General features: G+C 34.6%; 25 protein-coding genes. 17 read left to right on the top strand and 8 right to left on the bottom strand.

Annotated features, from left to right (window positions below; all coding sequences use genetic code 11):
* The first annotated feature begins 10 nt into the window (after positions 1 to 10).
* The 9 genes from LW139_RS16500 to LW139_RS16460 all read left to right on the top strand — a co-directional run bounded on the left by LW139_RS16500 (position 11) and on the right by LW139_RS16460 (position 7,758).
* Positions 11 to 616, top strand: coding sequence for a histidine phosphatase family protein (locus tag LW139_RS16500; RefSeq protein ID WP_109409767.1), 606 nt, complete (start codon positions 11 to 13; stop codon positions 614 to 616).
* 601 nt (positions 617 to 1,217) lie between these two features.
* Positions 1,218 to 1,742, top strand: coding sequence for a fimbrial protein (locus LW139_RS16495; protein ID WP_166539764.1), 525 nt, complete (start codon positions 1,218 to 1,220; stop codon positions 1,740 to 1,742).
* A 68-nt stretch (positions 1,743 to 1,810) separates the two neighbouring features.
* Positions 1,811 to 2,479, top strand: coding sequence for a fimbrial biogenesis chaperone (locus tag LW139_RS16490; protein ID WP_166539765.1), 669 nt, complete (start codon positions 1,811 to 1,813; stop codon positions 2,477 to 2,479).
* 24 nt (positions 2,480 to 2,503) lie between these two features.
* Positions 2,504 to 5,011, top strand: a complete 2,508-nt coding sequence (locus LW139_RS16485) for a fimbria/pilus outer membrane usher protein (protein WP_227335981.1) — start codon at positions 2,504 to 2,506, stop codon at positions 5,009 to 5,011.
* 86 nt (positions 5,012 to 5,097) lie between these two features.
* A complete protein-coding gene (locus LW139_RS16480) occupies positions 5,098 to 5,619 on the top strand; it encodes a fimbrial protein (RefSeq protein WP_247850263.1) in 522 nt (173 codons plus the stop codon).
* A gap of 12 nt (positions 5,620 to 5,631) precedes the next feature.
* Positions 5,632 to 6,129: a fimbrial protein gene (locus LW139_RS16475; protein ID WP_247850262.1), complete on the top strand. Its 498-nt coding sequence runs from the start codon at positions 5,632 to 5,634 to the stop codon at positions 6,127 to 6,129.
* Positions 6,130 to 6,150: 21 nt separating this feature from the next.
* Positions 6,151 to 6,444, top strand: coding sequence for a helix-turn-helix domain-containing protein (locus LW139_RS16470; protein ID WP_109395422.1), 294 nt, complete (start codon positions 6,151 to 6,153; stop codon positions 6,442 to 6,444).
* Complete coding sequence (locus LW139_RS16465; RefSeq protein WP_247850261.1) at positions 6,425 to 7,408, top strand: fimbrial protein; 984 nt, start codon at positions 6,425 to 6,427, stop codon at positions 7,406 to 7,408. Before LW139_RS16470 ends, LW139_RS16465 begins: the two co-directional genes overlap by 20 nt.
* A 47-nt stretch (positions 7,409 to 7,455) precedes the next feature.
* Positions 7,456 to 7,758, top strand: coding sequence for a helix-turn-helix domain-containing protein (locus LW139_RS16460; protein ID WP_109409774.1), 303 nt, complete (start codon positions 7,456 to 7,458; stop codon positions 7,756 to 7,758).
* 70 nt (positions 7,759 to 7,828) lie between these two features.
* Here the strand turns inward: LW139_RS16460 and LW139_RS16455 are convergent, their stop codons facing one another.
* Positions 7,829 to 9,301, bottom strand: a complete 1,473-nt coding sequence (locus LW139_RS16455) for an anion permease (RefSeq protein WP_166539770.1) — start codon at positions 9,299 to 9,301, stop codon at positions 7,829 to 7,831.
* 521 nt (positions 9,302 to 9,822) lie between these two features.
* Between LW139_RS16455 and LW139_RS16450 the strand changes: the two genes are divergently transcribed.
* Positions 9,823 to 10,728 carry a LysR substrate-binding domain-containing protein gene (locus LW139_RS16450; protein ID WP_166539771.1) on the top strand — a complete coding sequence of 302 codons (906 nt, stop codon included), beginning with the start codon at positions 9,823 to 9,825 and terminating at the stop codon, positions 10,726 to 10,728.
* A 73-nt stretch (positions 10,729 to 10,801) separates the two neighbouring features.
* On the opposite strand, the gene LW139_RS16445 is transcribed toward LW139_RS16450, so the two are convergent.
* A complete protein-coding gene (locus tag LW139_RS16445; protein ID WP_247850260.1) occupies positions 10,802 to 11,674 on the bottom strand; it encodes a pirin family protein in 873 nt (290 codons plus the stop codon).
* Positions 11,675 to 11,954: 280 nt separating this feature from the next.
* On the opposite strand from LW139_RS16445, the gene LW139_RS16440 reads away from it, so the two are divergent.
* The 7 genes from LW139_RS16440 to LW139_RS16410 all read left to right on the top strand — a co-directional run bounded on the left by LW139_RS16440 (position 11,955) and on the right by LW139_RS16410 (position 19,890).
* Positions 11,955 to 12,632: a hydrolase gene (locus tag LW139_RS16440; protein ID WP_247850259.1), complete on the top strand. Its 678-nt coding sequence runs from the start codon at positions 11,955 to 11,957 to the stop codon at positions 12,630 to 12,632.
* A 106-nt stretch (positions 12,633 to 12,738) separates the two neighbouring features.
* Positions 12,739 to 13,305 (top strand): YceI family protein, encoded by a 567-nt coding sequence (locus tag LW139_RS16435; RefSeq protein WP_247850258.1) that lies wholly within the window; start codon positions 12,739 to 12,741, stop codon positions 13,303 to 13,305.
* 546 nt (positions 13,306 to 13,851) lie between these two features.
* A complete protein-coding gene (locus LW139_RS16430; RefSeq protein WP_072070148.1) occupies positions 13,852 to 15,519 on the top strand; it encodes an acyl-CoA synthetase FdrA in 1,668 nt (555 codons plus the stop codon).
* Between the two features lie 12 nt (positions 15,520 to 15,531).
* Positions 15,532 to 16,797 carry a DUF1116 domain-containing protein gene (locus tag LW139_RS16425; protein WP_166539775.1) on the top strand — a complete coding sequence of 422 codons (1,266 nt, stop codon included), beginning with the start codon at positions 15,532 to 15,534 and terminating at the stop codon, positions 16,795 to 16,797.
* Positions 16,798 to 16,839: 42 nt separating this feature from the next.
* Positions 16,840 to 17,667, top strand: coding sequence for a DUF2877 domain-containing protein (locus LW139_RS16420; RefSeq protein WP_109409779.1), 828 nt, complete (start codon positions 16,840 to 16,842; stop codon positions 17,665 to 17,667).
* A 47-nt stretch (positions 17,668 to 17,714) separates the two neighbouring features.
* Positions 17,715 to 18,620, top strand: a complete 906-nt coding sequence (locus LW139_RS16415) for a carbamate kinase (RefSeq protein WP_109409780.1) — start codon at positions 17,715 to 17,717, stop codon at positions 18,618 to 18,620.
* 25 nt (positions 18,621 to 18,645) lie between these two features.
* Complete coding sequence (locus tag LW139_RS16410; protein ID WP_072070144.1) at positions 18,646 to 19,890, top strand: MFS transporter; 1,245 nt, start codon at positions 18,646 to 18,648, stop codon at positions 19,888 to 19,890.
* 58 nt (positions 19,891 to 19,948) lie between these two features.
* Here the strand turns inward: LW139_RS16410 and allS are convergent, their stop codons facing one another.
* The 6 genes from allS to LW139_RS16380 form a co-directional block, all read right to left on the bottom strand.
* Positions 19,949 to 20,863 (bottom strand): HTH-type transcriptional activator AllS, encoded by a 915-nt coding sequence (gene allS / locus LW139_RS16405; RefSeq protein ID WP_109409782.1) that lies wholly within the window; start codon positions 20,861 to 20,863, stop codon positions 19,949 to 19,951.
* 373 nt (positions 20,864 to 21,236) lie between these two features.
* Complete coding sequence (locus tag LW139_RS16400) at positions 21,237 to 22,058, bottom strand: CPBP family intramembrane glutamic endopeptidase (RefSeq protein ID WP_166539776.1); 822 nt, start codon at positions 22,056 to 22,058, stop codon at positions 21,237 to 21,239.
* Positions 22,059 to 22,384: 326 nt separating this feature from the next.
* Positions 22,385 to 23,320: a phosphatidate cytidylyltransferase gene (locus LW139_RS16395; protein ID WP_166539777.1), complete on the bottom strand. Its 936-nt coding sequence runs from the start codon at positions 23,318 to 23,320 to the stop codon at positions 22,385 to 22,387.
* Positions 23,307 to 24,029, bottom strand: coding sequence for a lysophospholipid acyltransferase family protein (locus LW139_RS16390; protein ID WP_166539778.1), 723 nt, complete (start codon positions 24,027 to 24,029; stop codon positions 23,307 to 23,309). Before LW139_RS16390 ends, LW139_RS16395 begins: the two co-directional genes overlap by 14 nt.
* 3 nt (positions 24,030 to 24,032) lie before the next feature.
* Positions 24,033 to 24,695, bottom strand: coding sequence for a CDP-alcohol phosphatidyltransferase family protein (locus LW139_RS16385; RefSeq protein WP_227335974.1), 663 nt, complete (start codon positions 24,693 to 24,695; stop codon positions 24,033 to 24,035).
* 944 nt (positions 24,696 to 25,639) lie between these two features.
* On the bottom strand, positions 25,640 to 26,275 hold the full coding sequence (locus LW139_RS16380; protein ID WP_109409787.1) for a response regulator transcription factor: 636 nt from the start codon (positions 26,273 to 26,275) through the stop codon (positions 25,640 to 25,642).
* Positions 26,276 to 26,548 lie beyond the last annotated feature (273 nt).

The following is a 26,548-nucleotide window of genomic DNA, read 5'->3' as shown; positions in this document are numbered from 1 at the left end:
AGGAATAATAATGAGACTAATTTTATTAAGACACGGTGAAACCTTATGGAATATGGAATCGCGCTTACAAGGACATGCTAATTCATGTTTATCACCAAAAGGTATTAATCAAGCAATGGCGATAAAAGAGAGCATTAAATTGTTATCGCCAACTCGGATTATTACGTCAGATTTAGGCAGAACAGTACAAACCGCAGAGATTGTCGGTCATCCAGAAGCAGTTAAAGAACCGTTATTGCGTGAGCTAAATATGGGGGAATGGACAGGACAAAGAAAACCAGAACTTATAAGACACCATGCAGACAAATATAAAAATTGGCGAGCAGGTACATATACGCCACCTAAAGGCGAAAATTGGTTTGATTTTTGCGATCGTATTGGTGCGGCATTACAAGGATGGGTACGTAAAGAAGATAGTGATTTATTAGCTGTTGTGCATAGTGGTGTGATCCGCGCAGCTTGCAAAGTCTTTTTAAATCTATCTCCAGAGTTTTTATTACCTGCAACACCAGGAACAATAACAATATTAAATTTTGACTTAAATTCTGATAAAGCACCAAAATTAGAAGCTTATAATATTGGTTCCTATATGCCAGATAAGAATGTCGCTGATTAAGATTAATAAGAAGTGGTTTTCAAATTAATCGTTGTAATTGAGATTATGTAACTATCTAAAAAGCACTCCGATATTAAATCAGAGCAAGGGAAACCTTGCTCTTTTTTTGTCTATGACAATAAAGCCATACATTTTATAAATAATATTTTTTATTCTTTTTTCATTCAATTTGTAACTGATAGGTTAAGTCGGAATTTGTTCAAAAATAACACATTAAAGAGTTATTTTAATCAAATAGAATAAAAAGTAGCTTTTATTATTAAGAGGAAATAATACTTTTTTTTATTCACACCATATGCGTTATAAAATGAAATAAAAGATGTGTTTATTAATAAAAAATAGTATTTAACTTTTATTTTGATTTAACAATGTTGTATCAATATATGAAAATTTAAAATAATCAAAAATAAACTTCATTGATTAACTAATAAAGGGTTTGCTTGGTTTTAAATTCTGATTTAAATCAAAAAAATGAATATTATACCGCTATAACCAAAACTTGTTTATTATAAAAAACAATTAGATAATACTCACATACTGAGTTAATTAAGTGTTTTTTAATTAATTTGGTTTTATTAATAAAAATTAATCGGAGAAAAAAATGAGAAAAAGCTTACTTGCAACATTAATTGCTGCAGCGACTATCTTTGTCACTAATAATGCATTAGCAGCGGATGGTACTATTGATTTTACAGGGGAAATTATAGATAACGCATGTGAATTAGCTGCGGGTTCTGATGCTTTAAAAGTTAATTTAGGTACCGTCTCTAAAAAAGCATTACCAAGTACCGGAAGTACTGCCGCAGCGACAAAATTCACAATTAAATTAATTAATTGCCCTAAAACAGTGACCACTGCATCTGTTAAATTTGACGCAGATTCATATGTAGGTGATGACAGTGTTATTGCCCTGAAAAAAGAGTCGGGTGTAGCAACTGGAGTGGGTATTCAAATTACGGATGATGCGAATGTTGTAGTACCTTTATTTACAGCATCTAAAGCCTATCCATTAAAAGAAAATATTGAAAATAATTTAGATTTTAGAGCTCGTTATATTGCTAAAACAGATTCTGTTACTGCGGGTTTAGCAAATGGTAATGCAACATTTACTATTAACTATAACTAAATAAGATTAAATATAAATTAAGGTTTAAAAGGACTTGAACCTTATTATAAAAATACAGTGGTGATAATATGAAGTCTATTATTGTCTTTTTAATTTCTATTCTTTTTTTTATTAATCAATCTTCTGCTGGCGTTATTATTGGTGGAACTAGAGTTATTTATACAGAAGGGAATAAAAACGTTAGTATTAATGTTGAAAATCCAGATAAAATTCCCTATTTAATCCAGTCTTGGATAGATGATGTTAATGAAAATAAACAGTCAAAATTTACCATTACTCCACCTTTATTTAGATTAAATCCAGATAAGGCGAATACGCTGAGGATTTTTTTAACTGAAGGAAATTTGCCTAGTGATAAAGAGTCTCTATTTTGGCTAAATATAAAAACAATACCTGCTACAGAAAAAACAGAAAATTCATTGCAGATTGCTTTTAAGACTCAAATGAAATTAATTTACCGACCTGAAAATTTAAAAAAGGTGAATTTTGAGGAAGAGCAGAAAAAATTAATATGGTCAAAAGTTGGAAATAAAATCAGTGTGAATAATCCAACACCTTATTATTTTAATTTTCAGATGATTAATTTTAATGGGAAATCAGTAAATGATGTCTCTTATGTTGAACCTTTTTCAACAAAATCATTTGATATAAATGATGGTAATGAACATGGCACGATAAACTGGGAAGTTATTAATGATTATGGTGCTAGCGTTAACTTATCAGAAGTTAAAATATAATAAATTATAAATTTAGGTTTTAATATGAAAATTAGCAAAATATGTATTAGCCTAATTTTATATTTGGGCTATACGGCTTTATCATATGCGGAAAACGACAAGTCAGATAATATTTATTTTGATCCTGATTTCCTTGAATCGTCGGATAAAGAAAGTATCGATTTATCTCCTTTCGAAAATAACCAACAATTAGCGGGGAATTATTACGTTGATATTTATGTAAATACTAACTTGATTTTAACTAAAAATATTAGATTTGAAAAAAATAAAAACAACCAACTTATTCCCTGTTTATCAATGCAAGATCTTAATGATTTTGGTGTTAAAACAACGGATTATCCAAAACTGTATACAATGACTGATAGCTGTGTGAATTTATCTGCGATACCTGATGCTAAAAGTGAATTAGAATTTGATTCTCAAAGATTATATTTGAGTATTCCTCAAATTGCTTTATCTAAGGATCCTCGAGGGTATATAGATTTAAATAAGATAGATAATGGTATCACTGCACTTTTGCTTAATTATAGCTACAGTGGGTCGAGAAATTACGATCGCAAAGATAATAATTCAAGTGAAACATCTCATTATATAAATTTAAGACCTGGATTGAACTTTGGACCGTGGCGATTGCGCAATTATACCACATGGTCAAATTCAGATAATCAATCAGGAAAGTGGAATACTGTTTACACTTATTTATCGCGTAATATAAATAAGATAAAAAGCCAATTAATGTTAGGTGATGGTGTTTCTCCATCTGCTATTTTTGATAGTGTGCCATTTAGAGGTGTTCAATTATCAACAGATGATGATATGTATCCTGAAAGTTTAAGAGGTTATGCTCCCGTTATTAGAGGTATTGCGCGCAGTAATGCCCAAATTACTATTAAGCAAAATGGATATATTATTTATCAGACAGAAGTCGCCGCAGGGCCTTTTGAGATTAATGATTTATATCCCACAGGGAGTAGTGGGGATTTATACGTCACGATAAAAGAATCTAATGGGAGTGAACAGCATCAAATCGTGCCATTTGCTTCTTTACCTGTTTTACAACGTGAAGGCTATTTATCTTATAGTGTGACGGGAGGTGAATATCGCTCTTATGATAAGAATGTGGATAAAACTAAGTTTGGGCAATTTACATTAATTTATGGCCTACCTTATGGAGTGACAACTTATGGTGGTAGTCAATTAAGCCAAGACTATCAATCTTATTCTTTGGGTGCAGGAAAAAACTTAGGTGTTTTTGGTGCAATATCTGTCGATATTACACATGCAAGTTCAGCTTTTGATAATGGTATTAAGCAGCAAGGGCAATCTTACCGTTTTAGATACAATAAAAATCTGAACGATGTGGGCACAAATATAGCGTTAGCGGGTTATCGTTATTCTACAAACGGTTTTTATAGCTTATCTGAAGTATTCGATAGTTTTCGACGTACAAATTATAGTCCAGAAGTTGAACGTCGCCGTAATCGTGCTGAAATTACGATTAATCAAAATTTAGGTGAAGGAAATGGTTCTTTAGCCATAGGCTATATAAAAGAAGATTACTGGAATAGTGATAAAAAAACGCAATCAGCAACGTTAGGCTATAACAATAGCTGGCAAGGTATCAGTTATGGGATGAACTATACCTATAATAAAAATACTAATCGTTACTCTTATGTGACGGGAGACAAAACACAAAGTGATGATGAACATCAATTCGCCTTTTCAGTAAGTGTACCTTTTAGTGTATTTGACGATACTTTCTATTATAACTTTAATACAAATAGTAGTAGTAACAATGCAAGTACAGGAAGTGTCGGAATTTCTGCGTCTCAGCTCAATAATCAATTAAATTGGAGCGCACAGCAAGGATTTACCAACCAAGATCAAGGATCTTCTGGAAATATCAATGCATCCTATAAAGGTCAACTAGGTGATATTACGGGGGGGTATAGTTATAGCAAAGATAACCATAATCTTTATTATGGGGTCAATGGTAGCGTAGTTGCTCACTCTGGAGGAATAGTCCTTGGACAACAACTGGGTGAAACGTCTGCAATTGTTGATATTCCCAATGCAGGTGATGTTGCGATACTAAACCAAGCGGGTGTCAAAACTAATAGCATGGGTTATGCATTAGTGCCTTATGTTACACCATATCGCAAGAATACCTTAGAAATTGATACATTAATGCTGCCTGAAAATACAGAAATGGAATTGACTAGCCAAACGATTTCACCTAGTCGAGGTGCTTTAGTCAAAGCTGATTTTTCTGCTAACGTGGGTTATCGCGTATTGATGACGGTTAATCTTGCAAATAAAAAACCAGTTCCATTTGGTGCTCAAGTTATTTTTAAAGATAACAGCCAATTGAATAGTATTGTTGGTAATGATGGAGAGGTTTATTTATCTGGGTTAGAACAACGCGGAAACTTAACTATTAAATACAACAATGAAACATGTCATGTAAATTATGATTTATCAAGTGTTCTTGATTATTTAGGACTCTATAAAATCACTGTGACTTGTCAGTAGTAAATTTAAATAGCATTAAAGTTAATATATTAAACCCAGTTATTTCTTTTATAGCTGTCGATATTTGCTACGCGTAGGAAAGTGAAATGACTATATTAATAAGATTTTTTGTTTTAATAACCAGTGTAATAATAAGTTTTCCTTTACTCGCTGGGAATACGGTTACGGTTAATTTTTCTGGAAATATTAAAGCAGCAACTTGTAATATTTCTGGAGGAAGTAATATTAATATTGATTTAAAAGAGATGCCTGCAAATTTATTTAAGACAACAAATTCGAGTTCGGTGTGGAATAATTTCACGATTAAATTAATTGATTGTTCACCCACAATAAATCAAGTAAAGCTAACATTTACCGGTACACCAGATAATGCTGATGTCGATAATTTATATAAAAATGAAGGAACTGCAAAGAATATTGCTGTGCAATTGCAGAATGAAAATAGTAATGGATTAATACCATTAGGCAATCAAAAATCACTGTATATCGCGGTTAATGGTCAGTCATCAGTGAATATTCCTTTAAGAACACGGGCATTTAGTAAGCTTGGAAATGCCACACCAGGTACGGTATCTGCAAAGATCACAGCAACCATAGTCTATAGGTAGAGGCAGAATATTATGTATAAAATCATACTCTTATCCTTATTTTTTTTATTTTCTCCTTTTGCAGTAGGAAGTGTTGTTAATATTAATGTTTATGGATCTGTGATTGCATCACCTTGTGAATTAGAAACAAAAAATTATTTGATTGATCTTAACAAAATAAATATTAGAAATATTAAAAACAATCAAAAATCAGATTGGGTTAATTTCTCTATAAAGTTTAAAAATTGCCCAATAACAACGAATAAAATCACAATGACCTTAAAAGGGATTGTTGATCCTAATTATCCAGAATATTTTATTAATAGTGGCACAGCAAAAAGTACGGCATTAAATATCGCGACACAATTAAATAAAAGTATTATAAAAAATAATGAAAAATTAATAGTGAACGTTAATCAGCAGACACACAATGCTGAATTTCCTTTATCGGCAAGAATTATAGGTTATGGAAGTAATATCACTGTGGGTTCATTTAAAAGTCATCTTGAATTTACGCTTCTTTATAATTAACGAATAATGAAGGAAATAAAAATGAGTCATATTTATCCTGCCTCAAAAATGATTGGAAAAAAAATAGCTTATTATAGAGTTATGAATGGGTACACTTTAAGTGAGCTGGCAGAAATAATTGGTATCAGTCAACAACAGCAATCAAGATATGAACGAGGTATTAATAGAGTTAGTTTGGATAGACTTTATCAATATGCTCGTGCTTTTGATATTTGTTTAAGTCAATTTTTTATTTTAGATGAAGAAGAACAAAAAGAGATGAAAACTAAAATAATAGATAAGTTAGGAGATAAAAATGCGCCATGTAAACACTAAAACTATTCTTTTATTAAGTGGAGTCTTATTTTATTCAACATACACTTTTTCCGCTTGTATTCAAAATCCAAATCTAAGAAATATTAGAGTGGATATACCGAATAAAGTTTATTCAATTCAATATGATGATATGGGAACACGTGTATTAGATGAATTTCGTATAAATTATAAAAATGGACCTATAAATACATTTTCTGGTAACGATGGGCAATGTGGTAATGCAACAGTCTCAGGTACTTATATTAATGGTTGGGTGCCTAATGCTAATAAAATAGTGCAGACCAATATTCCTGGTATTGGTATACAAGTTAAACTACATGAGTTAGGACTGTTAAATTTAACTCATAGTAATATAGTAAATCCATCAGGAAATCATTATACAATAATAAATCCATACTGGACTGTTAAAATATTAAAAACAGGTAGAGTTACTGAATCAGGAAGTGTGAATTGGGGAATGCTTGCTAAAGTTGTACAAAATAATACATTACCTAGAAATACTACTTGGAATATATCATCATTATATTTGCCGTTAAATGCAATAAGAATAAACTCTTTAAAATGTACAACTAAATCATCGACTTATAATGTTAATATAGGCACTTGGTATGATACCCAATTTAAAAATATTGGCGATGTAAGTAAAAATGTTGATATTCCTATTACGTTAAGTTGTGCTGCGGGAACCAATATTAAAGCTACTGTAACGAGTAGTGCTGGATATATTGATGTAAATACAGGTAAATTAAAATTATCGGGTACAAATCCAGCAACAGGAATTGGAATTCAGTTATTAGATAAAAATAATAATCCTATTAAATTAAATACTAAAAATAGTTTACAAAATCAGGTTGCATCTGGCGATTATATTTTTGGTTGGAAAGCGCGCTATATAAAAACAGGAAGCACTATAACACCAGGAAGTGCAAACTCAATTGCTACAGTAAATATTTTGTATGAATAATTAATGAGTGTATTTTTGATATTATCAATTTTATTTTTGGAGATGTTATGAATAAAGAAATATCAAGATTAGTTGGCGCTAAAATTAGAGAGTTAAGAATAACACACAGTATGAGTGGCAGTGAGTTTGGTGCTTTATTGGGAATAAGCCAGCAACATCAATCTCGTTTTGAAAATGGTGAGTCAAACATCCATGCAGAAAGTATTTATATTTTATCCTATCTTTTTGATGTTGATTTAAATTATTTTTTTGATGGCGTTCAACATACCGTTGAGAAAGATAAAATAGAGAATAAAAAAAGTCATTATCAATCAGAGTCAATTATCGCAAGTAACGATATCTGGCGTTAACTTTATAAGATGCCTAACAATAAACTAGGCATCTTATATTTGTTTTATTTAAGGCTATTTTTTTTAAATCTTACCAATATCCTAATACTTTCCACCATACACTACCCAACGTTATCCAAACAATAAGGTTAACTACACTCATCACAAAGCCAGCTTTCCACCATTCGCCCAATGTGGCGTAACCTGAACCAAAAATAATTGGCGCAGTACCAGTGCCGTAATGTGTTAATGACATCATTAATGAAGATGAGAACGCCAAAATAAGCCCTAATAACATTGGTGGTGCGCCAAGGGCTAAGCCTGCGGCATAGAAAGCGGCAAACATTGCGGTAATATGCGCGGTGGTACTGGCAAAAAAGTAGTGAGAATAAACATAAATTAGTACCAGTAATATCATGCCACTGACCCAACTTATTCCCATACTATCAATACTTGCCCCTACGCTGAGTGACAACCATTTAATCAATCCTAATTTTCCTAAGAAGGATGCCATCATTACTAAGGCAGAGAACCAAACAACGGTATCCCATGCACCTTTGTTTTTTAAAATATCATCCCAATTTAAAACACCTGTACATAATAAAATCGATAAGCCAATAAATGCGGCTGTTGTGGCATTAACACTAAATCCATCACCAAATAACAATGCAGGTACACCCGCCCACATAATTAATAATAAGGCGAAGACTGCAAGGGTTATTTTTTCAGGTAACGAAATAGGGCCTAATTGTGCTAAACGCTCTTTAGCAAAATGTGGAGCATTCGGGGTGCTGGTTATTTCAGGTTTATAAAGAAGGTAGATAACAATTGGCATTAATATTAATGAAACGATAGCGGGCACAAACGCAGCAATTGCCCACATAGACCAACTAAGTTCATGTGTAGGGTCAGTTTCACTGATAATTAAACTCACAATAAGTGGGTTAGGAGCTGTTGCCGTAATAAACATGGCAGAAGTAATTGGATTTATATTGTAGTTCACTAAAGAGAGGTAACGACCTATTTTTCCACTTGTGCCATCTTCTGCTTTAGAGTTAAAACTGTCTGAAATTGAACGCATAATTGGGTGAATAATACCGCCACCCCGTGCGGTATTACTGGGCGTTACTGGCGCTAATATTGTTTCGGCAATGGCTAATGAATAGGCTATTCCAATCGTTTTTTTACCAAATAACGAAATAAAATAATAACCAATTCTGGCACCAAGCCCAGTTTTATTTAGGCTCATAGAGACCATAATGGAAATACCAATTAACCAGATAAGATCATTGGAAAAACCACTTAATGCATCACCGATAGCAGCTTTAGTTGAATTAGGGTTAGTGACACCTGTAACAGCCACTAATGCGATAGCAATAATAGAAACAGCACCGATAGGAAGTGCTTTACCAATAATAGCAGCGATAGTACCAACAAAAAGGGCTAATAAATGCCAAGCATTGGGATCAACGCCTTCTGGAACGGGAATAAAAAACCAGATAATAAGGGTAATAGAAATAGCGATTAAGGTAGGTATGGGTCGTAATGGAGTTAATTTGTTCATCAGGTTATTCCATTAGGTTGCAGGTTAAATAAATAATCGGAAGTAAAAATAAAGCTAATAAGTATTTTTATTAAGGATGATCTTATTAACATATTATTAAATATTCATTGATTAATGTCATAAAAATAAAATTATTTATTAACTTGTTTTTAAAATAAGTTTTTTTATGTAACTTGATGTTATTAATATGCAAAGTAATTATCTATCTTTATGTTTTATAATAAATTTTACTAAATCAATCAAAATTTAATAATAAAAACAAATTTCAGTGATAGGTGGTAATAAAATTCAATTATGGTAAGTGAATTAATTCAATGTCACATTTGTAATATTAATTTAATTGGTTTTTTTTGAATTATGATATTATTTTAGGTCGTCTTTATTTTATTACCCCATGTGATTATAATGTTATTAACAAAAGTTGAATAATGGAAAATAGTAATTACAATTATTTTCTCCATAACATCAATAACTGAAACAATTCAGCTTAATATGTTAAATAACCTAATGGGTGATACACAATGAAGTATGATTTAAATGACCTCTACTATTTTGTGAAAGTCGTTGAGTTTGGTGGTTTCTCTCAAGCGGCTGAAACATTAGGAATACCTAAATCTAAGCTGAGTCGCCGTATTGCTGATTTAGAACAAAAGCTCAATGTTTCTTTAATTTATCGTTCTACGCGACAATTTCATGTCACCAAAATTGGGCAAACTTTTTATCAACAATGTAAAAATGTGGTTGCTGAAGCTGAGATTGCGGAAGAGGTTATTTGTTCAGCACAAGGGCATCCTCATGGCACAATTAAACTCTCTTGTCCTGTCGCATTATTACAAATATATATTCAAGATATTTTGGTCGATTTTATGGAAAAATATCCGGATATTAATATTCAGATATTAGCCATTAATCGCCCAGTTGATGTGATTAGTGAAGGCCTTGATCTTGCATTACGAGTCAGAGCATTGCCACTAGATGATTCAGGTTTAACAATGAAAATTCTAGGTTATTCTCGGCGAGTGTTAGTTGCTAGCCCATTGTTATTTCAAGGGAGAGAGATCCCCAATTCCCCCGAACAACTTACAGATTATCCCATTTTGGCAAATAGCGAACATTCCCAGCATTATACACTCACACTCACTCATGAAGATGGTGCGGTTTCTACACAACATGTTATGCCTAAATTAGCCACAACCGATGTTTTGACTCTTTATAAAGCAACATTAAAGGGATTGGGAATAACAAGATTACCCTTAAGTGTGGTTGAAAAAGAGTTACAGGATGGCAAGTTAATTGAGGTATTGCCATCTTGGCGTTTTCCTAAAGATGTGGTTCATGCTGTTTATCCATCAAGAAAAGGGCTATTACCTGCAATCCAAGTCTTGTTGGAATACCTTGCTGATAATATGTCACCAATGAAAGAGTAAGATTGATATAAAAACGGCTCCGAATAGAATAGGGAGCCGTTTGATTTCATTGTTTTTGTATAAAATAAAAACGTTATTCGTTAGATATACGACCAAATTTACCTTGGTTAAAATCATCAATGGCTTGTCTGATTTGAGCTTCGCTATTCATTACAAAAGGGCCATAACCTGCAATAGGTTCATTAATAGGCTCACCACTGAGATATAAGATAACGGCATCTTCAATGGCTTCAAGATTAACAGAGCCTCCTTCATTATCTAAAATAACCAAATCTCCAGTTTGTAATTGGGTTTGATTATCAAGATAAACACTGCCATGTAAAACCACTAAACCAACATAACGATCTTTTTTCGTTAGTAATGTGGTCGATTTTGCACTCTTTAATTGAATATCCCATACATCAACAGGCGAAAAGGTTTTTGCTGCGCCTTTCGTATCGTGATAATCCCCTGCAATAACGCGAAGCAGCCCTGCATTATCAGATAAAGGCAATACAGGGATCGCACTTTCTTTCAGTAATTGATAACCAGCAGGTGCTGATTTGGCATCTGATGGGAGATTAACCCATAATTGCACCATATCTAATACACCACCTTCTTTGGTAAAAGCATCAGAATGGTATTCTTGATGCAAAATACCCGATGCCGCAGTCATCCATTGGACATCTCCGGGACCAATAACACCGCCTTCACCCGTTGAATCATGATGTGCAACCTCACCTTTGTAAACGATGGTCACTGTTTCAAATCCACGGTGAGGATGTTCACCTACCCCTCGGTTATGGCCTTGAGATGCAGGAAAATCAGTAGGCCCAGCTCGGTCTAATAGTAAAAATGGATTTAAATATTTACCATGGTTGCTATAACTAAAGAGTGAACGAACATGAAAGCCATCACCAACCCAATGTTGACGAGGTGCTTTATAAATACCAATAATCTTTTTCATCATAATGTTCCTATAAAATTTCTATAGGTGTATTTTAAAGTGATTAATATATTTAAGTAGTATTAAAAATAGATTTCATTATTCTGAATATAGAACAATAATAATATGTTTCAGTGTTCTATTTTTGGAATAGTGTTTATCATAATTGACTCTATCGATATTTTAATTAATTGACTATTGTTTATTACAACGAGGGAAATCGATATAAAGATATCATTTTTTAATATTTCTCCTTAACTTAGTTAATAATCAATATTTATTAATTAAAAGGAATAAATAAATGAATGCTCCAGCAAATTTTAATGGACAACGTCCTGTTATTAATCCAGAAGATGCTGTTATGTTATTAATCGATCACCAAAGTGGTTTATTCCAAACGGTTGGTGATATGCCTATGACTGAATTACGAGCACGTGCTTCAGTATTAGCGAAAATGGCAACATTAGCTAACATGCCTGTTATTACAACAGCTTCTGTACCGCAAGGTCCGAATGGCCCATTAATTCCTGAAATTCATCAAAATGCACCACATGCTAAATATGTTGCACGTAAAGGTGAAATAAATGCATGGGATAACCCTGAGTTTGTTGAGGCTGTTAAAGCGACAGGCAAAAAGCAATTAATTATTGCTGGTACTATTACGAGTGTCTGTATGGCATTCCCTGCTATTAGTGCTGTTGCTGAGGGCTATCAAGTCTTTGCAGTTATTGATGCTTCAGGAACTTACAGTAAAATGGCGGAAGAAATTACTTTAGCTCGTATCGTTCAAGCTGGGGTTGTACCAATGGATACCGCAGCAGTTGCTTCTGAAATTCAGAAGACATGGAATCGTGATGATGCAGCACAATGGGCGCAAGCATACACCCAAATTTTCCCAGCTTATCAATTATTAATTGAAAGCTATAGCAAAGCTCAAGATGTATTAAAAAATAACGAGATATTAGATTCTCAGCGTTAATTAATTCTCAACTCTCTTTGTACTTTATATTATCTGTATTTAAAAATGCCTATAAAGTATTTTCTTTATGGGCATTATTTTATAAAAAATAGATTAGGAAATTATAATGAAATTTATTTTATCTACCGTATTATCTTCATTATTACTTGTGCCAGCAGTACAAGCTAATGAATATAAACTTGAACCAACGCATACTAAGGCAATGTTTTACATTGATCATTTTGGGACTTCAACTAACAGTGGTGGTTTCTATGAAATTGAAGGTGATTTAACATACTCACCAGAAAAGAATATAGGAAAAATAAACGTTTCTATTCCAGTTAAAATACTAAATACGGGATTAACGGCATTTGATAATCATGTGAAAAGTGCAGATATCTTAGATGCAGATAAATACCCAACAATTCAGTTTTCTTCAACAAAATGGTATTTCTCTGATAATAAACCCACATCCATTGAAGGGCTATTAACGATGAAAGGAAAAACATTGCCAGTTAAATTAACAACAACCAAGTTTAATTGTTATGAAAGCCCTGTGTTTAATGCGCCAGTCTGTGGTGGTGATTTTAAAACAACCATTAAACGTTCAGATTGGGGGGTGGATTTTTTGGTCAAAGAAGGGATGGCGGATAATATGACATTAAAAATTCAAGTTGAAGCTATTAAGCAATAAATTAAGTCATATTTTATTTTTATTTTATAGAAAAGGCCTTATTAAATATGAGGCCTTTCCTGTTTTTATATAATAATAAATATAATTTAAGTTAGGCGTTAAATTCTAAAAATAGAGTTAAAAGAGAGTTTATTTTTAATCGTTGATAATAATGATTTAATGTTGTATGTTATCGAAATGTTGCTTTACTTTTATTTCCTATTGTTTTATATGATTTTTATCACTATTGTTTTGTTTATTATCCGTTAAATTTTACCTTTCTATTTTTGGTTTTATCTCTGAATTAATAAACTTTCCTCATCATAATTTATTTAATAAATATCATCCGATTAAATAAAAATTTTTTACAATAAATAAGTGTGACTTCAATCACTCTACATTTCGATATTTCTTCAGTATGTTTATACGCAGAGATTCAAAATTAATAAATCAGACATTTATTTATATTGCTTAACAGTTTAAGCAAATAGGCTTCTTATTATCAAAAAAACGAAATGCAAATAGATATGTGCTGTTACATATATTAAATGCGTTAAGGATATCATAATGATCCATGCTTTTATTAAAAAAGGGAGCTTTCAGGATTCAGTTAGCCTGATGATTATTTCCCGAAAATTAAGTGAAGCCCCAGAGGTGGAAGAAATTTCCGTCATGATGGGAACACCAGCGAATAAATCTCTTCTTGATGTCACCGGCTTTTGGCATGACATGTTTAACGAAGCAACGCCGAATGACATTTGTGTTTCGATTAAAGCAGAATCAGACGATCCTGCCATTATCGATATGATTTCTACTGCTTTAGAAGAAGCATTAGCTGAAATTGCAAGTGGCCAGAAAGGCGGTAACAAATTAACGACAGTACGTAGCTGGCGTACCGCTAAACAAAAAAGCACTAATGCCAATATGTTACTTATCTCTATTGCTGGTGAATATGCCGCGGAATTGGCTGACACGGGCTTAGAAGATGGTTGTAACGTCATGCTGTTCTCTGACAATGTCTCTATTGCAGATGAAAAAGCACTAAAAGAAAAAGCAGCAGCAAAAGGTCTGATTGTGATGGGGCCTGACTGTGGTACTGCAAATATTGCAGGTGCACCTCTTGCTTTCGCTAACATTGCACCTAAAGGCTCTATTGGTATTGTTGGCGCATCAGGTACGGGTATTCAAGAAATTACCTCTCAAATCGTTTTACAACGCCAAGGTATTTCTCATTCAATTGGCCTAGGTGGTCGTGATTTAACAGAGCAAATTGGTGGTATCAGTGCAATTACTGCTATCAATATGCTAGCGGCAGATCCTAATACGCGTGTTATTGCTTTTGTTTCTAAGCCACCAGCGCCAGCGGTTCGCCAAAAAATTATTGCTGAAATGAAACGCCATAATAAACCGATTGTGGCGCAATTCTTAGGAACAACACCTGAGAAATTCCAAGACGACAATATCTATTTTACTCGCACGTTAGATGAAACGGCGCGCATTGCGGCTGAACTAGCGCGTGTTGAAGATATCGCAGCGGAATTACCAAAAGTTACAGGTAAGAAAATCATTGGTCTTTATGCCGGTGGTACGCTAGCGGCTGAATGCGCCATGTTGTTATCTGAAAAACTTAATGTTGAAGTCGATAACGAGCATAAACAAGGCACAATGCTAGATGCTGATGGTCACAAAATCATCGATATGGGTGATGATTTTTATACACAGGGTAAACCACACCCAATGATTGACCCATCTACACGTAACAAATTTATCAGTGAGCTAAGCAATAAAACAGAAGCTGGCGTGTTACTGGTTGATTTTGTTATTGGTTATGGTGCAACTCAAGATCCTGCCGGTGCGTTAATTCAAGAAATCAAAAAACTGAATGAAAAACGTGGCGAAGCCAATCCATTAATCACCATCGCAACCATTACTGGTACTGAAGACGATCCGCAAAACCGTAGCGAACAGCAAAAACAGCTAAAAGAAGCGGGCATTATTGTCATGGATACGTTGCCAGAAGCGGTTTTATTAGCAAAAGAATTAATCCAGCCACATCCAGCAGAAGCACATGCTGAAGTGTCACCACTGCTTAACGGGATCTCCGTGATCAACGCCGGTCTACGTAGTTTTGCAGATGATCTGCAATCAAGTGGGACTCCTGTTGTGCATTATCAGTGGGCACCTGTCGCAGGTGGTAATAAAAAACTGGCTGAAATATTAAAGAAATTGAAATAAGGAATTGCAGATATGTATTCAACTATCGAACAAGCGAATGAAGCAGTTATCGAACGTATCCGTGAAGCCCGTCCTCACTGGTGTGATGTTAACTTAGCAAAAGAAGTTGTACCGGCTTTAGAAACAGGCAAAAAATTACTTCATGCAGGTCCTCCTGTAACTTGGGGTGAAATGAGTGGTCCTGTTCGCGGTGCATGTATCGGTGCTTCTTTATTTGAAGGCTGGGCAGAAACTGAAGAACAAGCATTAGCGATGTTAGAAGCGGGTGAAATTGAGTTTATTCCTTGCCACAACGTAAATGCAGTAGGCCCAATGGGCGGTATTACTTCTGCTCATATGCCAATGTTGGTGATTAAAAACCACATTCACGGTAACTACGCTTACTGCAACATGAACGAAGGCATCGGCAAAGTGATGCGTTTTGGTGCTTACGGCCCAGATGTGCAAGAGCGTCTACATTGGATGCAAAATAGCTTAGCGCCAGTATTAAAAGCCGCAATAGCAACGTTTGAAGATGGTATCGATCTGACTGCAATTATGGGGCAGGCAATTACTATGGGTGATGAATTCCACCAACGTAATATCGCAGCTTCAGCCCTGTTACTGCGTCAATTAGCTCCAGTATTAAGTACATTAGATTTTGAAGATGCTGAAATCACAAAAGTGACTAAATTCCTGAGCATTACAGATCAGTTCTTCCTGAACTTAGCAATGGCTTACTGTAAAGCTGCGATGGATGCAGGTGCTCAAATCAAACAAGGCACTATCGTTACCGTTATGACCCGTAATGGTAGCAACTTTGGTATCAAAATCAGTGGAATGGGCGACCAATGGTTTACTGCCCCAGTAAATACACCACAAGGTCTGTTCTTCTCTGGTTTTAGTCAAGCAGATGCAAATCCAGATATCGGTGACAGTGCGATTACTGAAACTTTCGGTATTGGTGGCGCAGCAATGGTTGCAGCTCCGGGTGTAACACGCTTTGTTGGTGCATCAGGTGGTATGGATGCAGCACGTGAAGTGACTGAAGAAATGGCTGAGATCTACCTTGCTCGTAACATGATGTTGCAAATTCCAACTTGGGATTTCCAAGGTGCATGTTTAGGATTAGATGCTCGTCGCGTTGTTGAAACGGGCATTACCCCGCTGATTAACACGGGTATTGCACATAAAGAGCCGGGTGTTGGCCAGATTGGTGCAGGTACTGTACGCGCACCTTTAGGTTGCTTTGAAAAAGCGATTGTTGCATTGGCAGAAGAATTAGGCATCGACGCTTAATCGTGCTTTGTAACGATTAATCACAGCAATAAAGGGGGCATTATGCAAATTCAAGCACTTCAAACCAGCCAGCATATCACTGATTTTGAAGGTGAAATTAAATGTGTGGGCATTTATGACCATGCTTTGAATTTCATTTGCCCTCAACAACGCTTAATCACTTTTCATCGCGAAGGGAGAGGATTAAGCCCGATGGGATGGTTATTGAAACAAGATGATTTCGATTATTTTGCTAAACAGTGCCATCCCTCGGTCATGATGAGTCTAAAAGATCATCAAGCAATACTTGCAAATAAACTCACTCTACTCGCAGGTCAGAGTGAAAATTTACGTTTACAAGATAAAGCGGAACTAGATTTGCGTTGGTTAGAAAGTTTTTTTTCTCTACTCTCACCCTCAATTGCAACAGGGTTATATGGACCATTAAAAAATTATCGCCAAATCGCGCAACTCAGTGAAATTAAGTTATTAATTAAGCTATTTCATAATCAGTTAGTGGGCAATGCTGTTAACTGGGCCATTTTTACAGGGAAAGGTCCAGGATTAACGCCAAGTTCAGATGATATGCTAGTGGGAATGTTATTTGCACATTATTTAGCAGAGCCAGAAAAAAAACTTAATTATTTTTTTAATAACACACCTCCTTTATCTGAATTGACCACCGTTGTCAGTAAGCATTATTTGGAATATGCCACCCAGGGAATATTTTCTACCTATCTCATTCAACTAGGTAAAAAAATAAAGAATAAAGAGATTATTTTTAAGGATATGTTGGAAATACTCTCTATTGGTCATCATTCCGGTGCAGATACATTACTGGGATTATGGATTGGTTACCAAACTAAAAAACAACAACAGCATATTGATTAAATTTCTTTAATAAAAGAATTTATATAAACATTCGGATACGGATAATTATGAAAACAATTGTTATTGCTTTAGGCGGAAATGCATTATTGCAACGCGGAGAAGTTTTGTCTGCTGAGAATCAATATAAAAATATTGAATTAATGTCAGAGACAATTAATAAATTAGCAAAAGAGTACCGTGTTGTATTAGTACACGGCAATGGGCCTCAAGTTGGATTGCTTGCACTACAAAACCTGGCATATCAAGATGTTCCTGCATATCCGTTGGATATTCTAGTGGCTGAAAGCCAAGGTATGATTGGTTATATGATGATGCAAAAAATTAATCAAAATAACCCAGATCAAGCTATTACAACGGTAATGACGCGAGTTTCTGTTGATATTAATGATGAAGCATTTAACGACCCAAGTAAATTTATTGGCCCTATTTATGATGAAGCTGATAAAGAAGAATTAATTGCGAAGTATCAATGGACATTTAAGCAAGATGGTAAACATTATCGCCGTGTTGTGCCATCACCAACACCGAAAAAGATTATTGATATCGAAGCGGTAAGACTTTTATTAGATAAAGGTCATGTTGTTATTTGTGGTGGTGGTGGCGGTATTCCAGTTAACAACACAAATAATGAATTTATTGGTAGTGAAGCGGTTATTGATAAAGATTTAACAGCGGCTTTAATTTCTCGTGAATTAAATGCAGAACACTTTGTTATTTTAACAGAGGCTGATGCTATTTATAAAAATTGGGGTACACCAGAACAAGCCGCAATTCGTGAAGCAACACCAGAAGAACTTGCACCAATGGCTGTCGCTGATGGCGCAATGGGACCAAAAATTATGGCGGTGAGTGATTTTGTTAATGCAACTGGGCAACAAGCACATATTGGTGCATTACAAAATATTCAACAAGTTATTGAAGGTCAGTCTGGCACTTTAATTTATAAGTCTTAATAAAAATTCTTTCAGGAGCGTCATTATGAACGATGCACAAGTGAATGAGAAAGGCAAAGTCCCTTATTGGGTCAAACTGACCATTATCTTCTTCTTTGGTTGGATTGCACTTTATGGTAGCCGCGCCATTGTCGGCCCATTAATGGTAAATATTGGTGCTGAGTTTGATCTTACTAAAGCTCAACTTGGTTCTATCATGAGTATTTTCTTTATCGGATATACTGCACTCAATATTCCATCAGGCATGATTGGTGACTATTTAGGTAAGAAAAAAGTATTAGTAACTGGGGTTGTGCTCTTTGGTGGATTCACCATTATTGCGGGGATGATGCCAACTTACGTGACCTTTATGTTTGCATGGGTCATGGTGGGGATCTTCCAAGGCTTCTATTATGGCCCTCAGTATGGCTTATCTTCAGAAGCGATACCGAAACATCGTATTACGCTAGGTAGTGCGATTATCAATAGTGGTATGGCATTTGGTCTGTCTATTGGTTATTACATCTCAAGTATTTCTGTTGGTGAGATGGGAATGAGCTGGCGTGCGCCGTTCTATATTATTGGTGTCCCTATTATCATCATTGGTTTGGTGATGTTATGGATCATTAAAGATAAACCAAAAGCACAATCTGCGACAGAAGCTGGAGCACCAAAACAGAAAGTTAAACTGACATTTAAAGATTTATTTGGTAATCGCAATATCAACCTTGCGTATGTCACTATCTTCTGTTCAATCTATGGTTTCTTTGTACTAGTTACTTGGTTACCGTACTATTTAGAAACTGAACGTGGAATTACAGGGACACAAATTTCAACTATTGCATCATTAATGCCATGGTTTGCTATTCCTGGTTCACTTATTTTTAGCTGGGTTTCAGATAAAATTGGTCGTCGTAAACCTGTATTACTGATCATGTTACCGTTGTCATTAGTCGCTATTTTGGCTGTACCAATGTCAGAATCAATGCCTGTGTTAATTGGTGCACTGATCCTTTACGGTATTGTAGGTAAAATCAGTACAAACCCAGTATTAGTTGCTGTAGTTGCTGATAACTCACCGCGTCATGCGTTAGGTACATCGTTTGGTGTTTATAACTGTATTGGTATGTTAGGTTCTGTTTTTGCGCCAACACTAACGGGTTTCTTATCAGATAAAACAGGAAGTATGGACTCAGGTTTCTACTTTGCCGCTATTCTGATTTGTATTGGTATTGTGGCAAGCCTCTTTATTAAAGAAAGCAACAATAATAATGAAGAAGCAAAAGCATAATTATCTATTCAGATAGTTACTGAATTAGCAGCAAAAGGGCAAACTTCGGTTTGCCCTTTTAATTTAAAGGATCATAAAACGATTGCACGCTGGGATGATTTTGCTTAAATAATTCCACTAAATAACTGACTACCGCACCTTTTTTATCTTCACACCACGCTAAAGAAAGTGGTGAATTATGACGACGATTCCTTACTTCCTTGGCAATTAGTTGCCCACTATCAATAAGAGGTTTGCATAAACTTAATGGTAAAAATCCGATACCGACGCCTTTTAAATGACAGGCTAATTTGGTGTGTAAATCAGGTACGCGAATTTCGTGCTGACCCGATAAGCGCCATGCAGTGCGTTTAGAAAGATGGCGAGACGTATCTTCGACGTTAACCGCAGAATACATGCGCATTTGGTCATCACTTAATACGCCACTGATATTGGCTAAAGGATGATTAGGTGCGACAACAAATTGCCATTGAATTTCACCCATCGCACAAATGTTAATATTATTCTTAAGGGATTCATTCCCCGTAACGCCAATAGCAAAATGATAATCTTCGTTAATAAGTGCATCCCAAACACCCATATAAACTTGGCGAGTAATATGAAATTGTGTTGAAGGAAAACGTTGATGAAGGCAAGCCAGCATACTGGCAACCGCAGTGCGATCATAAAGAAGATTATTTATGACAATATTCACTTGATGTTCGACACCTGCATTCATTTGCTGAAGTTCCACCGGCATTGATTCTAACCATACAATCCATTGGCGGCATTTTTCTAATAAATATTCACCAGCCGGGGTTAACGTTACGGTTCTGGTTGTACGATTAAAAAGTTGAGTGCCGATATTTTCTTCTAATGTTTTAATTCGATAACTAATGGCTGCGGATGTTTTATGAAGCATATCAGCTGCTTTGGTAAAACTTTGGCAATCGGCGACCTGTATAAAAGTACGGATCATTTCTTGGTCTAACATATCTTTTGTCCTGGTAATAAGAGAGGCAAAATTTCAGCAGATAATGCTGAACTAAAAAAAGCAAACAAAGCAAAGCTTACCTATTTTTTCTAAGGTCTATACTGCAAAGTAAGACAACTTCTTATCGTGTTAATGGATGTTATTATTATTGGCTTGATACTGTGTACCGTATGAAGTTTTGATTATTTATAGATAAGCGATAAAGCATACTAACAAAAATTTCATCGGATGATGGGCGCAAATAAGAATATCTATATTCCATTTGTGTGATTGCTTTCACGTTTCACTCATCCTTTTACCGATGAAGTTAAGATATCAGTAAAAGGTGGTGAAAGTCAGGATAAAAAATCTTCAATAAGAGGTAAAAAAGAGATCAGGCTATTTTAAATGGGTAAGTAAAAAAGAGTAGATGAGTTAAATTAAGCGCAAAATGAAACGCGGTCGAAACCCAAAGCCGACCACTCCACATCCAAGCCAAACCATAAATAATCCCTGCCAACGAAGCGAAAACAACTAACAATATTCCTCCTGCAATATGCGCAAGGCCAAAAATTATGGCCGCAATTAATAGTGCAACATAAGGAGGAAGATAACGTGATAAGGTTTGTTGAATAACACCTCTAAATAAAGCTTCTTCAGCAAGAGAGACAAAAAAGATATTTGCCAAAATAAATGCAGGTAACCAATGTGGTAAATGAAGCTCAATGGCTAATCCCCCTAATTTTACGGCAATAAGTAACAATGCAGGAATAGCGATAATCAACATTATCCATTGTAATTTATTCGCTTTTTTTAATGGAGGACAGACAAAAAGGGTGGGAATGAAAATGAGAAAAATAAAGGGTATCAATGCTTTATCCGCATTGAAATAAAACGTAAAAGGGACGCTTTTTACTCCTATAGAGGTGTGTGAAAGGTAACGTAAATTGTTAAAGCCAGGAATAAGATGAAAGGCTAAGCCACTAGCAATGATAATAAGAGCAAGAATGATAATTGCCCGAAGCAGTGGTTGTGTTTTATAACGGGAATAAGCAAACGTTAATAACAGAATACTAAAGATAATCGGCAAGGCTTGCCATGTAATAATGCCTGTTATAAATGCGCTAAGTGCGGTGACTGCAAGTGTAATAAGTGCAAGTATGCGATTAAAACCTAAAAATAATAAAGAAGCAGCGAGAAGTAGCCAAGTGATCATAATTATAGATATTCAGAATGAAAAGGGGCGTTAGGGTAAAAGATAGCTTCCATTTAGGCTATCATAATGAATAAAAAATACAGAAATCAGACCTCTTGATTAAGAATGTTATTAATTAATAACTTGATTTTATTATGAAAATAATAAAATTTACTTTTAGTCTAAAACCAAAACAATTGTTTAATTATTATGTTGATAATCAATATCTGATATTAAATTAGTATGAGTAATCGGATAAAAGTGAATATATAAAAATGCCGATAATGTGGATATCGGCATGTTTGTTTGTCTTGAATTCGCTTATTTTTGACTAAATAGTGTAAAAATTAAACGTAAAAATAGCGAATAACATGAAAGAAAATAGGGGCCGCAAAACAGAGTGAATCCATTCTATCCATCATGCCACCATGGCCTTCTATCATTGTGCCAAAGTCTTTTACACCACTGTCTCTTTTTATCGCTGACATACATAGACCACCGGCAAAACCCGCCAATGTAATGACTAAAGAGAGTAAAAAGGCTGCCCACCATGAGAAAGGAGTTGCCCACCACAACATCATACCAATCAGGCTGGCAGAAATAATGCCACCAAAAAATCCTTCGACTGTTTTATTTGGGCTTAATTTAGGCACGATAGGATGTTTGCCAAATAATTTACCAAAGACATATTGGAGTACGTCAGAAACTTGTACCACAATCATTAAAAAGAGCAGTAAGTTGATATTACGGCCTTCAAAACCTTCAATAGGTAACATTAATAGTGCAGGCGCATAACTTAGACAATAAATGGCTATCATCACACTCCATTGTACTTTTGCCATACGCTCTAAGAAATGACGGGTATCACCTGAAAGTGCCATGCGTGTTGGGATTAATAAAAAGGCGTAAACAGGAATGAATACTGCCATTAAATTATACCACTGCACACCAACGAGAATGTATTGGATAGGCAAGATCACGAAGAAACACCAAAACAAGGCTTCATGATCGCCTCGATGTGTTGGGGTTAATGTAATGAGTTCACGAAGAGCAAGCCATGAAATAATAGTAAACAGTACCACTGAGCCAATTGCACCAATACCGATTGCAACACCCGCAATAATGCACATTACCCACCAAGCATTGATCCTTGAGTTAAGGTTAGTAATTGTTGATGTAGGGCCTTTAATTGCTGCAAGAATAGCGCCAATAATGCTGGCAACAATTAAGAAAGAGAAGAGTCCGATAAATATCCAGAGGACTTCATTATTAATACGTTCCATTGTGTAACTCCTCTAACGCACTTTTGGCTCTTATCAGAAACTCTTGTTTACTTTCATTTTCATGAGTAGGCACTATGGGAGCGCCAAAAATTGCACTACAAATAACGGGAACAACTAAGCGAGAGCCTTTAGGGAGTACCCGATTTAAGTTTTCAAGATAAATAGGGACTAATTGAACATTCGGATTTTTACGAGAAAGATGCCAAAGCCCCGCTTTAAAATCTTGAATAGATTCGCCATTGCCTCTAGTGCCCTCTGGGAAAATAATTAGAGATTCACCTTGGTCTAAAATATCTTGCATGATAGCTAGTGCATTTACTTTATTCGATGTTGATGATGCAGTTTCGTCCGTTGATTGTTCAAGTATTTTTTCGCATAGGTGACTTTCTTCAGTAATATTCATTTTAGCAGCATGGCGAGGGATAAGGATTGCCCTAAAAATACGGCGAGATAAATAACGACGTAGGCGATTTTTATTCCAGTAATCCTCAGCGGCAACGGGATGTACATAAGGACGAATATCAGGCGCAAGGCAAGACCAAATTACCAAACCATCTAAATGGCTAGAGTGGTTAGCGTAATAAATACAAGGTGTATCTTTCGCTATCGGAGACGTTTGTTTGGCCCGAATTCCCGTTAGAAAACGACAGATAGAGACTAATACGGATGACACCACTTTTGCGTCTAAAGCAAGTTTTCCATTTTTCATTAATCAGACACCTTGTGCTAAATCCCGTAAAATTCGACGGGTTCTGAAAATTGTGGTTAGCGTTGAACCTAAAATAATAATCCATAATGCGATAAAAAAGAGCCATACTCCCCAAAGGTTAGGAATAAAAGCAGCAATTACAGCAATTGAAGTGAGTAAAGCCATTCGGTGTTGTTTAGCCATAGGGCCTGTAAAGTGTTGTTCTAATCCACAACTCCCACCTAACACACGAACATAAGCAGTCATTACTGCAAAAAAAGCACCTACCCAACCTAAAGTAATAGCCATTGAAAAGTCGTTGGATAAACCATAACCGATACCTAAAATGATCAGTGTATCTGCAATTCTGTCTGGTAATTCATTATAAACCGCTCCAACAGGGCTTTTCATTCCGCCTTCAACCGCAACCATGCCATCTAATAAGTTACAAATAAGGCGACCTTGGATCATTAAAGCACCAAGGATCAATAAGAACGAGCGTAATAAGCCATGAGAATAAGAAAGGGCAAAAAAGAGTGATAGGGCAGCAAGCAATGCAAATACAATGCTAAACACCGAAATACCGTTGGGCGTAGCCCCTTTTTGCTGTAAATAGCGACTTGACTTTGTTGCCCAGTTTGTTTGTCTTGCTTTTATAGGACGGCGATTTTTATCTTGATTATTCATTTTTCTTTGTAAAAAAGCGAGTTAGGAGGGGATAGCATAAGGCTATTTGGTCAAGGTGAGAATAAGAATAAACGTATAAGTTTATCTTATATTTCAAAAGTGAATATTTATCCCATCTTATGATGCTCAAATCAAGACTATAAATAAGTATCAATAAATATTTACTTTTCTAGGGGTTAATACTTATTTGATGGTAGTGCATTATACTTACTTGCTATGTTCATTTAATGATTATCTTTATTGGAGCGTTATTGAGTAGAAATGATAAATAATGTATTACATTAATTAAACTATAAAAAGAATAAATTTCTTAAGTAAAAGGGAGTATAAAGGATAATACTTATTATTCTTTCTTATTTTACGACTAAATTTACGACAATTTAAATACGTTAATTAGAATATTCTTATTAATAAAATTTCGTTTAAATCGAAAGTTAAATCGCAAAAACAATCTCTAAATGAACATAAGAAAAAGAGACCAGGATCCATTTTGTATTATTTTTTAATCATTAATAATTTCTATCGTAAAATAAGAATAAAAGAAAATGGAAATTTAAAATGAGAATGTTCATATTTATAAAAAGTAAAAAATGATTTATATCAAATGAAATGCTTCATGTATTCTTATATTGCATGGTTAATAAAAAATAGTCATTATAGTGATTAATAATAGCGATTATGAAAATAAAATATACGAATGTTTTAAATCGAAATTAAACGAACCATAATGAAAGGGTGGCATCAAAATAAGTTGCCGCCCCTTCTATCGTAGAATGGAGTCTAACGTATTAATTATTCCCATATTAGGTGCAAATCATCCCAAATAGAATATTTTAGAAGTATAGGTTTCTCTCATTAATAATAGATAATGAAAATTAAACAGGTCATATCGTTATATCTTTAGATAATACAACCTATTGATAAATAAAAATCACTTGAGGGAATTAGTTTATTCTTAAGTCATATTTCTTAAAGAAATCATACTCTTGTACTAATTGTGGTAGTGATCTTATTTTCAATTTTGTATACATATTTGAGCGATGTACTTCAACTGTACGAGGTGATAGCGAAAGTTTTTCTGCCGCTTCTTTGCTCGTATTTCCCTCAAGGATCATTTCCATAACTTCTTTTTCTCTATTTGATAACTTACCAAACTTATCTTTTAAAGATATATATGTTCGGAATTGCTCAACTTCACTTTCATAATGAAGGAATGATTCTGAGACAATATTAAGAAGTTCATTTACATTTAAAGGGCGAGTTAAATATTCAAAAGCACCTGATTTAAATGCACTACGACAACTCTCAATAGAACTATCCCCAGAAATAATAATAACCGGGATGATGTTTTTCAATTTGTTGAGTTCTTTAATCAGTGCAATTGATGGTGCCGCACTGCTTTTTGTATTAATGATGATGCACTCTTTATGTGCTCCTTTTGTTGAAGAAAAATAGTATTTCAAGAAAGCCTGTTCATTTGAATAGGTTTTCACATTAGCAGCTAAAGAAGAAAGAACAGCTTTAAGTTGAACTTTTGTACTGTCATCTTCAAATGTGATTAAGTGGATTATTGATTCCATATGTTGCTCCTGGTTTTACTCAGCTCGTTCACTAAAAGTGAATGAGTAACGAAATTTGACTAATTTATAAGTTTTTTATGTAGGGTAACATTCACGTAACGGAGCCATATTCAGAATATATCAAATTAAAAATGATTAATACTTCTGTATTATATTATAGATAAAATATCAGAACTTTGTTTTGTTTCAATATTTGTATTTTAAAGATAAGAATAATTTATTTCTATAATGGATGTTCGAATAACTATTATTAATTGTAACTAAGTTTTTTAC

It is taken from the genome of Proteus vulgaris (genome assembly GCF_023100685.1).
Lineage (GTDB): Bacteria > Pseudomonadota > Gammaproteobacteria > Enterobacterales > Enterobacteriaceae > Proteus.
This window is presented reverse-complemented; position numbering and strand designations above follow the sequence as displayed.

Coding starts and splice junctions, on each gene's coding strand:
- LW139_RS16395 (WP_166539777.1), bottom strand. CDS start 23,320: ATGGAACGTATTAATAATGAAGTCCTCTGGATATTTATCGGACTCTTC.
- LW139_RS16450 (WP_166539771.1), top strand. CDS start 9,823: ATGAAGTATGATTTAAATGACCTCTACTATTTTGTGAAAGTCGTTGAG.
- LW139_RS16500 (WP_109409767.1), top strand. CDS start 11: ATGAGACTAATTTTATTAAGACACGGTGAAACCTTATGGAATATGGAA.
- LW139_RS16445 (WP_247850260.1), bottom strand. CDS start 11,674: ATGAAAAAGATTATTGGTATTTATAAAGCACCTCGTCAACATTGGGTT.
- LW139_RS16470 (WP_109395422.1), top strand. CDS start 6,151: ATGAGTCATATTTATCCTGCCTCAAAAATGATTGGAAAAAAAATAGCT.
- LW139_RS16410 (WP_072070144.1), top strand. CDS start 18,646: ATGAACGATGCACAAGTGAATGAGAAAGGCAAAGTCCCTTATTGGGTC.
- LW139_RS16390 (WP_166539778.1), bottom strand. CDS start 24,029: ATGAAAAATGGAAAACTTGCTTTAGACGCAAAAGTGGTGTCATCCGTA.
- LW139_RS16385 (WP_227335974.1), bottom strand. CDS start 24,695: ATGAATAATCAAGATAAAAATCGCCGTCCTATAAAAGCAAGACAAACA.
- LW139_RS16490 (WP_166539765.1), top strand. CDS start 1,811: ATGAAGTCTATTATTGTCTTTTTAATTTCTATTCTTTTTTTTATTAAT.
- allS (WP_109409782.1), bottom strand. CDS start 20,863: ATGTTAGACCAAGAAATGATCCGTACTTTTATACAGGTCGCCGATTGC.
- LW139_RS16400 (WP_166539776.1), bottom strand. CDS start 22,058: ATGATCACTTGGCTACTTCTCGCTGCTTCTTTATTATTTTTAGGTTTT.
- LW139_RS16480 (WP_247850263.1), top strand. CDS start 5,098: ATGACTATATTAATAAGATTTTTTGTTTTAATAACCAGTGTAATAATA.
- LW139_RS16485 (WP_227335981.1), top strand. CDS start 2,504: ATGAAAATTAGCAAAATATGTATTAGCCTAATTTTATATTTGGGCTAT.
- LW139_RS16460 (WP_109409774.1), top strand. CDS start 7,456: ATGAATAAAGAAATATCAAGATTAGTTGGCGCTAAAATTAGAGAGTTA.
- LW139_RS16415 (WP_109409780.1), top strand. CDS start 17,715: ATGAAAACAATTGTTATTGCTTTAGGCGGAAATGCATTATTGCAACGC.
- LW139_RS16380 (WP_109409787.1), bottom strand. CDS start 26,275: ATGGAATCAATAATCCACTTAATCACATTTGAAGATGACAGTACAAAA.
- LW139_RS16455 (WP_166539770.1), bottom strand. CDS start 9,301: ATGAACAAATTAACTCCATTACGACCCATACCTACCTTAATCGCTATT.
- LW139_RS16440 (WP_247850259.1), top strand. CDS start 11,955: ATGAATGCTCCAGCAAATTTTAATGGACAACGTCCTGTTATTAATCCA.
- LW139_RS16420 (WP_109409779.1), top strand. CDS start 16,840: ATGCAAATTCAAGCACTTCAAACCAGCCAGCATATCACTGATTTTGAA.
- LW139_RS16465 (WP_247850261.1), top strand. CDS start 6,425: ATGCGCCATGTAAACACTAAAACTATTCTTTTATTAAGTGGAGTCTTA.
- LW139_RS16425 (WP_166539775.1), top strand. CDS start 15,532: ATGTATTCAACTATCGAACAAGCGAATGAAGCAGTTATCGAACGTATC.
- LW139_RS16435 (WP_247850258.1), top strand. CDS start 12,739: ATGAAATTTATTTTATCTACCGTATTATCTTCATTATTACTTGTGCCA.
- LW139_RS16495 (WP_166539764.1), top strand. CDS start 1,218: ATGAGAAAAAGCTTACTTGCAACATTAATTGCTGCAGCGACTATCTTT.
- LW139_RS16475 (WP_247850262.1), top strand. CDS start 5,632: ATGTATAAAATCATACTCTTATCCTTATTTTTTTTATTTTCTCCTTTT.
- LW139_RS16430 (WP_072070148.1), top strand. CDS start 13,852: ATGATCCATGCTTTTATTAAAAAAGGGAGCTTTCAGGATTCAGTTAGC.